An 8098-nucleotide genomic window follows, 5' to 3' on the forward strand; every position below is an offset into this window, starting at 1 on the left:
AGGACCGCTGCTCTGGCAAGCGCGGAGTTTACCACCTTGCGCCTGCGGCTGCTCAAGGTCGCTGCGCGCGTCGTAGAAAGTGCTAGCCGCATCCGCATTGCCTTCGCTTCCGCCTGTCCGGATGCCGACCTGTTCCGCGCCCTCGTTCTCCGGCTGAAGCCTGCGCCGACGTAGCCCATGCGGCAGCGCCGCAGAACTCCGAGCCCAGCCCTTCAACCCGAAAAGCCCATCAATCCGAATGCGGTGAAACAAACGCCAGCGATGCCGGTCGTCCGCGCAATACAGCCAGCCGCAGCAAATGCCCAGAGCGGACCCGAAACCGAGCGTCGTGAATAAGAGAGGTTAGGATAGATGTGCCGTGCCCGGTCGCGCCGATGCTGTCCATAAGCCCACATCCCTCGTCCTTCTGGTGTATTTAGACAGCGGCCCTCTTCTTTTAGCCTGCACCTGCCGCCTATTTCGCCGGAGGAACAGATGCAGGTCGTTGTCGCGGACCGGAAGGAGCCGATATCCGTCACCCATCAGCATTTGCTGACGGGCATCGGCACCTTGCTGGCGCAAGGCCGCGTCCAGCCGTCGCAAGGGCGGCTGCGAATCCTCGATATCGGCTGCGGCGACGGTCAGCTCATCGGCTTCCTGCACGATCGGCTGACACGCGCCCATCCCGATCTGGAGATCGAGCTGCACGGCTTCGATATCGGGGAACAGGGATATAATGACGGCGGCCAGTTCGACATCGCCACGCAGATGCTGGCGTCGGGCCATCCCGGTATCCCCTGGCGGGAGAGGATCAGCATGATCTCCGACACCGACCCATGGCGCTATCCGTCCGGCTATTTCGACATCGCGCTGTCCAATCAGGTTCTGGAACATGTCGCGGATCTGCCCGCCTTCCTGTCCGAACTGCGCCGCTGCCTTTCCCCCGCCGGGGTTTCGCTGCATGTCTTCCCGCTGGCGCAGAGCATCGTGGAGGCGCATTGCCAGACGCCCTTCGCGCACTGGATCCGCGACTTCGACCGGCGCGTGGAGTGGATTTCCCTGCTCAGTCATCTGGGCATCGGGGCCTATCGCCGTCATCGCACGGTGCTGGGCCATGCCACGCCGCGCCGACACGCCCTTGAAACCGCCAAATATATCCAGTGCTGGACGCGCTATCGCAGTTTCGGCGCCATCGCCGACCAATGCAGGGACGCGGGCCTGGCGGCGTCGGGCGGCCTCACCAAGGGCCTCTTCATCGCCAAGCTGCGTTCGGTGCTGAAGCGCCATCCGCTCGACCGCTACCGGCCATCGCGCTTGCCCGGCGGCGACTGGCTCGGCTTCATGATCGGGCGCTATCTGTCTTCATCGACGCTGGTGATCGCGCCGGTAAGCTATGACATCGGGCGGCGCATAGCGGCGGAAAAGGCGGCAAGCCCGCTGCGGAGGGCGGCATGAAGGGGGCGGCGGAGCACCGGACCGCCCTGCCCGTCTGCTTCCCCTTCACCGGCGATGTCGTGGGCGGCAGTCATTTCTCGGTGCTGGGCCTCGTCGAAAATCTCGACCCGGCCCGTTATGTCCCGGTGATCGTGCCGCAGTTCCGCGACGGCGCGGTGGCGAGCCTGTTCCGCGACCATGGCATCAGGACGGAAACGCCGCTGCGCTGGACCGAACTGCCCTACGACCGCAGCGTCACTCCCTGGACGATCGCGCAGGTAGCGAAGGACATACCGGGCCAGATGCGCTATCTGCGCTCCCGCCCTTACCCCATCGTCCATACCAATGACGGGCGCACCCATGCCACATGGGCGCTGGCGGCGCGATTGTCCGGGGCAAGGCTGTTGTGGCATCAGCGCGGCGATCCGGGCGCCGCCGGGCTGCGGCTGGCCGCGCCGCTGCTCGCCAATCAGGTCGTGGCCGTGTCGCAATTCGCCTCGCCAAGGCCGGGCCTCTGGTCGGCGGCGCGAAAGGCGCGGGTGGTCCACAGCGCCTTTGCCACCGATGTGGAAGAGGACCGCGCCGGCGCGCGGGCGCATCTCATCGACGAACTGGGCTGCGATCCGCGCACCGTCTTCATCGGCTTTTTCGGCGCGTTCATTCCCCGCAAGCGGCCCACATTGTTCATCGACGCCATCGCCGAACTGGCCGCGCGCGACCTGCCGCGCCCGGTGATGGGCCTCCTGTTCGGGGAAGCCTATGACGGCGGCCGGACCGAGCGGGAGCTGGAAGACCACGCCCGCCGGCGCGGCGCGGGCCATATCGTCCGGCAGATGGGATTCCGCACGCCGGGGACGCGCTGGCTCGCGGCTTGCGACTTGCTGCTGGTGTCGGCCCATGGCGAGCCTTTCGGCCGCACGCTGATAGAGGCGATGCTGGTGGGAACGCCCGTGGTCGCCACGGCGTCGGGCGGCAATATCGAGGCGCTGTGCGAAGGGCGGATCGGCGTCCTCGTCCCGCCGGAGGATGCGGGGGCACTCGCCAACGGAGCGCAAGCCCTCATCAAGCGGCCCGAAATGGCGCGGACCCTGGCGGCGACCGCCATGGCCAGCGCGAAATCGCGCTTCGGGGACAGGGTCCATGCCGAACGCATCATGGCCGTCTATGACGAAATGCTGCGCATTCCGCTGCCCGACCCCGCGACCCGATCCGTCACGCCGCCAGTCCCTGCCAAAGCCCGAAGCCTGAGAAGCGAGGCGACATCATGATCCGTTTTATCAATCACGCATCCTTCGTCGTGGAATCCAATGGCGTGTCCCTGCTGTGCGATCCCTGGATATCGGGATCGGTGTTCCACAATGGCTGGAGCCTGATCGCCGAACAGGAGCATGAAGGGTTGGACGAGGTGGACTATATCTGGTTCAGCCACGAACATCCGGACCATTTCTCGATCGCGTTCCTGCGTTCCATCCCCGAGCACCGGCGTCCGCATATCACCATCCTCTACCAGAAGATGCCCGACGGGCGCGTTGTATCCTTCTGCCGCCAACTGGGTTTCGCGGTCAGGGAACTGAACCATGCCAAGGCAGAGGATCTGGGCGGCGGCATCCGTATCGTCTGCGGGAAGATTCCTTTCTACGATAGCTGGCTCTATGTCGAAACGCCCGACTACCGCATCCTCAACACCAACGACTGCATCCTGGAAAGCCCCGCGCGCCTGAAGCTGATCCAGCCGCATGTCGACCGGTGCGACATATTGTTCACGCAATTCTCCTATGCCAACTGGCAGGACAGCCGCGACAATCGCAAGGCGCGGCAGGACCTGGCCCGCGAGAAGCTGCACCGGATCGCGTTGCAGAGCGAAATGTTCCGTCCCCGCTTCATCGTTCCCTTCGCCAGCTTCTGCTATTTCAGCCATGTCGAAAACGAGTTCATGAACGCCGACATCAACATGCCGGTCGACGCGGTGAACTATATCGCCGAACATTGCGATGCGGACCCCGTGCTGCTCATCCCGGACGAGCGGTGGGACGGGCTGACGCCCAAGGACAACGGACCGGCGCAGCAATGGTGGGCGATCCGCTATTCGCAGGCGCTGTCGCGCGAAAAGACGATGCCGGGAAAAAGCATATCGTTCATGGACCTGTGCCTCAAGGCCGATGGCGCCATGCGCCGCGTGAGGCAGCGCAACAATTATGCGATCGTCACGGCGCTGCAACGGCTGGGCATCACCCGCCGCCTGGAATTCCACCTGACGGACACGGGACAGGCGGTGTCGTTCGACTGGATCGGCGGTCTGCAATTGCTGGGCGCGCCGTCCCTGCACGCGATCGAGATCCATTCGGAATCGCTGGCGTTCATATTCGACAATGATTTCGGCATCGACACGGTCAATGTGAACGCGCGCTTCGAAGGGTCGATGCGCGACAAGAAGCGGATGATCGCCCTCTTTTCCGTTCTGGAACTCAACAATACCGGCCGGTGCCTGAAATTCTCCGACGGCCTGAAGCTGGTCAACCCAACGCTGGTCCAGCAGGGACTGCGCACCGTCGGCCTGTCCCGCGCGTAAGGACATGGCGGAAGGGGCGCCCCTGCTGATCCTTGGGGCGGGCGCCCATGGCGGGGTGGTGCGGGACTGCGTGGACGAGCGCCGTTTCCGGTTCATCGGCTATCTGGACGACCGGCCCCCCGATCCGCTTTCCTCCGCCCGAAGCGAATTGCTGCTGGGAAAGGTGGACGATCTTCCCGCGCTGCTCCGCGACTATCCGGGGACCATGGCCGTGATCGCGATCGGCGACAACATGACGCGGCTGCGCATGGCGGAACGGGCGGAAAGACTGGTTCCGTCCCTGACATGGGCGACCATCGTGCATCCCGCGGCGATTCTGTCCGCGCGGGCCGAAATCGGCCCCGGCACGGTCGTCGTCGCCGGATCGATCATCAATTGCGGCAGCCGTCTGGGGCGGCACATATTGATCAACACGGGCACGATCATCGACCATGACAACAGCATGGACGATTTCGCCTCCACCGGTCCGGGCGTCGTGACGGGCGGCAATGTCCGCATCGGCGGCCTCAGCCATGTCGGCATCGGCGCGAGCGTCCGGCATGGCATCAGGATCGGCAGGAACTGCGTCATCGGCGGGCAGGCCTATGTCGAGCGCGACGTGGATGACGACTGGGTCAGCTTCGGGATTCCCGCCCGCCCGCGATATCGAAGAGCGCCGGGGCAACCCTATCTGTGACCGGGACCTGACTATTCCGGACTATGGCGGCAGTTTCATTGCCATTCGTCCCCTTCCTCCTCCATTCTGTCCGGCGCCCGAGGAGAACGGATCCATGAAAATCGCGGTGCTGGCCGTTGCGACGAATATCCATACGATCCGATGGGTCAACGCGCTGGCGGAGCGCGGTCTGGACGTGCTCCTCATCACGCAGCAGCCGCCGCGCCCCAGCGATTACCATCCCGCCATCGCCTTTCGGATACTGCCCTTCCGCGGCCCCCTTGCCTATGCGCTCAATGCCCCCGTCCTGCGCTATGTCTTCGACCGTTCGGGCGCGGACCTGCTCCATGTCCATTATGCGGGCGGCTATGGGGCGATGGCCTGGCTTTCGGGCATCAGGCGGCGGCTCGTCTCCGTATGGGGCGGCGATGTCTACGACGTGCCCCACCGCAGCTTCCTGCATCGCGGGCTTGTGCTCGGCGCGCTGCGGGGCGCGCTGCGGGTGACTTCGACAAGTCATGTCATGGCCGATGAAGTCCGCCGGCTGGGGATCACCGAACGGATCGACGTCATTCCATTCGGCGTCGACACCGGCAGGTTCCGGGCCGCGCCGGAAAGATCGCCCGACAGGCCCTTCATCGTCGGGACCGTGAAATCGCTTCAGCGCAAATATGGCATAGATACGTTGATCCGGGGATTTGCGGCCGCGCTTGCCGATCCCGCCTTCGCGGCCATGGACCCCTTTCTCCACATCGCGGGCGAAGGGGAGGCGCGCGCCGAATATGAACGGCTCGCGCGCGATCTGGGACAGGGGCGCATCCGGTTCGAGGGCCATATCGACCATGGCGACGTTCCCGACATGCTGCGCCGGTTCCACGTTTATGTGGCGGTGAGCCGCGACGACAGCGAAAGCTTCGGCGTCGCCATCATCGAGGCGAGCGCCTGCGAATTGCCCGTGATCGTATCGGACGCCGGAGGATTGCCCGAAGTGGTGGATCATGGATCGACCGGGCTGGTGATCCCGCGCGACTCCCCGGCGGAGCTTGCCCAGGCGATCGGGCGCCTGGCGGCCGACGCGCATCTGCGCCGGCGGATGGGCGAGGCGGGCCGGGAGCGCGTACAGCGCAAATATGAATGGAGCGCCTGCGTGGAGCGCATGATCGCGCTCTATCGGGAACTGTGCGCCACCCCCTTGGGAGTAAGCATTCGGACGCACGGCCCACCCTCCGAACGCACCGGCCCCTTCCGCCGGAATAGCGCCTGCAAGGCGGCGGCAGCGGAGTAATGTTCTGGGCGAAAGCGGCCAGTCATGCGTTGCGCGGCATCCCTGGCGGGAGGATGGATTATGGCTGAAGGAAACGCCGCCGCGTGGGCCGCAGGAGAGTCAAGGGAACCGCCGCAAGAGGCCGGGACCATGTCCCGCCGGAAGGCGCGCGGCTCCGACTTCAACATCGCCGCCCACGGCCTGCGCGGCATTGCGGCCCTGATGGTGTTCTGGGGGCACCTGCTGGGCGGGACCGCCCGCCATATCTACGACAGCGATCCGTCCTATGCCCGGACCGTCGAGGCGATGTGGCATCTGGGGACGGCCGGAGTCGTGTTGTTCTTCGTCATCAGCGGCTTCGTGATATGGCCCAGCGTGATCCGCTATTCGCCCGGACAGTTCGCGCTCCGCCGGTTCGTGCGGCTTTATCCGCTCTTCTTCGTCCTGACGCTGCTGTTCCTTGCGCTGAACCTTGCCACCCACAGCTATCCCCATCTGAACGATCCCAGGACGGTCGCGGCCGCCTTCACCTTCACCAACATCTTCGTGGGGACCGAACAACTGACGCCCAACGCCTGGAGTCTCAGTTTCGAGGTCATGTTCTACGCGCTGACATGCGCCGCGGTCTATTACGCCGTTCATCGCCCCAGCCGCATCGGCATGGCCGTGACCGGGGCGATATGCATCGGCTTCCTGCTGGTCTTCCCCATCGCCGCTTTCTTCCTTGGCGGCATCGCGGTCCGGCTGCTCCATGACCGGGGCATCGCGCCGCCCTCCTTGCTGGCGCCCTTCCTGGAACTGGCCGCGCTGGCCTGCTTCGCGCTTTATGCGTCGATGTCGTGGTTCGCCTATGTGCCGGCCGACTTCGCCAATCCCATCGCGCTGATGATCCTATCGTCCAGCCTGATCTATTTCTATCTGGCGGTCCTGCCGAACAGCCTGACCACGCTTTGCCTGCGTTCGAGCCAGGCCCTGTATATCGGGACGATCAGCTACAGCCTCTATCTGGTCCATCCCTATACCTACTATCTTTGCCGGATGGCGTTCGACCGGCTGGGGCTGTTCACCGATCATCAGCTCGCCTCCATGGCGCTGTTCTTCGCCATCACGACGCCGGTCACAGTGGCGGCGACCCATTTCGTGCACAAGACGATAGAGATGATGCCCTATCGCTGGGTATTCGGACAGAAAATCTATCGCGCGCCCTCCTCCGCCTCCGATGGGCAGGAGGCGGGCGAGCAGGACCCGGATCGAACCACGCCGGGCGCGGCGGAAAGCTAGCCGTCATGCCTTCTGTGGACCGGGCTTCTTCGGCTAAAATGCCGCCCATCGCCCATGTGAACGCCGCCGACCTCGCGCCCGGAGCATTGGGCGCGTGCTTTCATGATGGCGCGGCAGCGGTCGTGATGACGGGCGATCCGGGTGTCGCTTCCCTATGGCGGTCGTTCGCGAGGCAGAATGTCGACTTGCCGTGGCAAGCCCCCCTCTATGAACTGTCGGCCAATCTGCGGGCGCATGACGACCTGACCGAAACCCTGGGCGACGTCTTCTATTTCAAGCCGGGCCGCCACGCCTATATCGCGCGCAAGATCGAAATCTGCGCGGAAGGGCTGGACCTGGTCGCCCGGCCGACGACATTTCACGGTGTGCATGGCGACTGGACCATGGCCACGGAGCTTCGCGAGGCATGCTGGCGGTTCGCCGCCGCCGTCATGACGGCCATCGCACCGCGCGAAGAAAAGCACCCGCCATTCCGCGCCGTGGTGCAGCAGCTGAAATATCATGAGTCGGTGGCGGGGCATGAAGCGCTGTTCCGGATGGTCCACAACTCGCTGGGGTCATGGGGGCGCATCGGCTACCGCCTCGACCAGCGCAGGGAGGAAATGCGCGGACCGCTGGGCCGGCGGGGTGTCTGCGACGCACTGGCGCTGATGTCCCTGATCCCCCTCCTGCGCGGCGCGATCGACGGATTGAACGGCGCGGCGGCGCATCTCGACCCGCGCGGCAATGTCCCGGCGGGGTATAAGCTGATCATCAAGCCCCATATCGACACGCGCTATTTCTCTGCCCTGTGCGGATCGCGCCACAATCTGCGCACCGAGATGTTGATTTCCACTGAGAGTTGACCCGGGAGGGGCATAAGTTTCCACTGAGAAGTGACCCATGTTTTGACTTCCCTCTGGCTGATTGGTCGGAG

Annotated in this window: 8 protein-coding genes; all 8 read left to right on the forward strand. The window is 64.7% G+C overall.

Annotated features, from left to right (window positions below; genetic code table 11):
• Window positions 1-174 (forward strand): transposase (locus IQ35_RS20215; protein ID WP_199739889.1); only part of this gene is annotated, 174 nt, incomplete at its 5' end.
• Between the two features lie 300 nt (window positions 175-474).
• Window positions 475-1434 carry a class I SAM-dependent methyltransferase gene (locus tag IQ35_RS20225; RefSeq protein ID WP_021246123.1) on the forward strand — a complete coding sequence of 320 codons (960 nt, stop codon included), beginning with the start codon at window positions 475-477 and terminating at the stop codon, window positions 1432-1434.
• Window positions 1431-2681, forward strand: a complete 1251-nt coding sequence (locus IQ35_RS20230; RefSeq protein WP_145076055.1) for a glycosyltransferase family 4 protein — start codon at window positions 1431-1433, stop codon at window positions 2679-2681. The genes IQ35_RS20225 and IQ35_RS20230 overlap by 4 nt, the downstream gene beginning before the upstream one ends.
• Window positions 2678-3982: an MBL fold metallo-hydrolase gene (locus IQ35_RS20235; protein WP_021246121.1), complete on the forward strand. Its 1305-nt coding sequence runs from the start codon at window positions 2678-2680 to the stop codon at window positions 3980-3982. Before IQ35_RS20230 ends, IQ35_RS20235 begins: the two co-directional genes overlap by 4 nt.
• Window positions 3983-3986: 4 nt before the next feature.
• On the forward strand, window positions 3987-4658 hold the full coding sequence (locus IQ35_RS20240) for an acetyltransferase (protein ID WP_145076058.1): 672 nt from the start codon (window positions 3987-3989) through the stop codon (window positions 4656-4658).
• Window positions 4659-4752: 94 nt separating this feature from the next.
• On the forward strand, window positions 4753-5922 hold the full coding sequence (locus tag IQ35_RS20245; protein ID WP_158636730.1) for a glycosyltransferase: 1170 nt from the start codon (window positions 4753-4755) through the stop codon (window positions 5920-5922).
• Window positions 5923-6051: 129 nt separating this feature from the next.
• Window positions 6052-7182 carry an acyltransferase family protein gene (locus tag IQ35_RS20250; protein ID WP_158636731.1) on the forward strand — a complete coding sequence of 377 codons (1131 nt, stop codon included), beginning with the start codon at window positions 6052-6054 and terminating at the stop codon, window positions 7180-7182.
• A 5-nt stretch (window positions 7183-7187) separates the two neighbouring features.
• The gene (locus IQ35_RS20255; RefSeq protein WP_145076068.1) at window positions 7188-8027 is read left to right on the forward strand and encodes a hypothetical protein; all 840 of its coding nucleotides are present in this window, start codon (window positions 7188-7190) and stop codon (window positions 8025-8027) included.
• Window positions 8028-8098 lie beyond the last annotated feature (71 nt).

The sequence above is a fragment of the Sphingobium wenxiniae genome (assembly GCF_007830065.1).
GTDB classification, from domain to species: Bacteria; Pseudomonadota; Alphaproteobacteria; order Sphingomonadales; family Sphingomonadaceae; genus Sphingobium; species Sphingobium wenxiniae.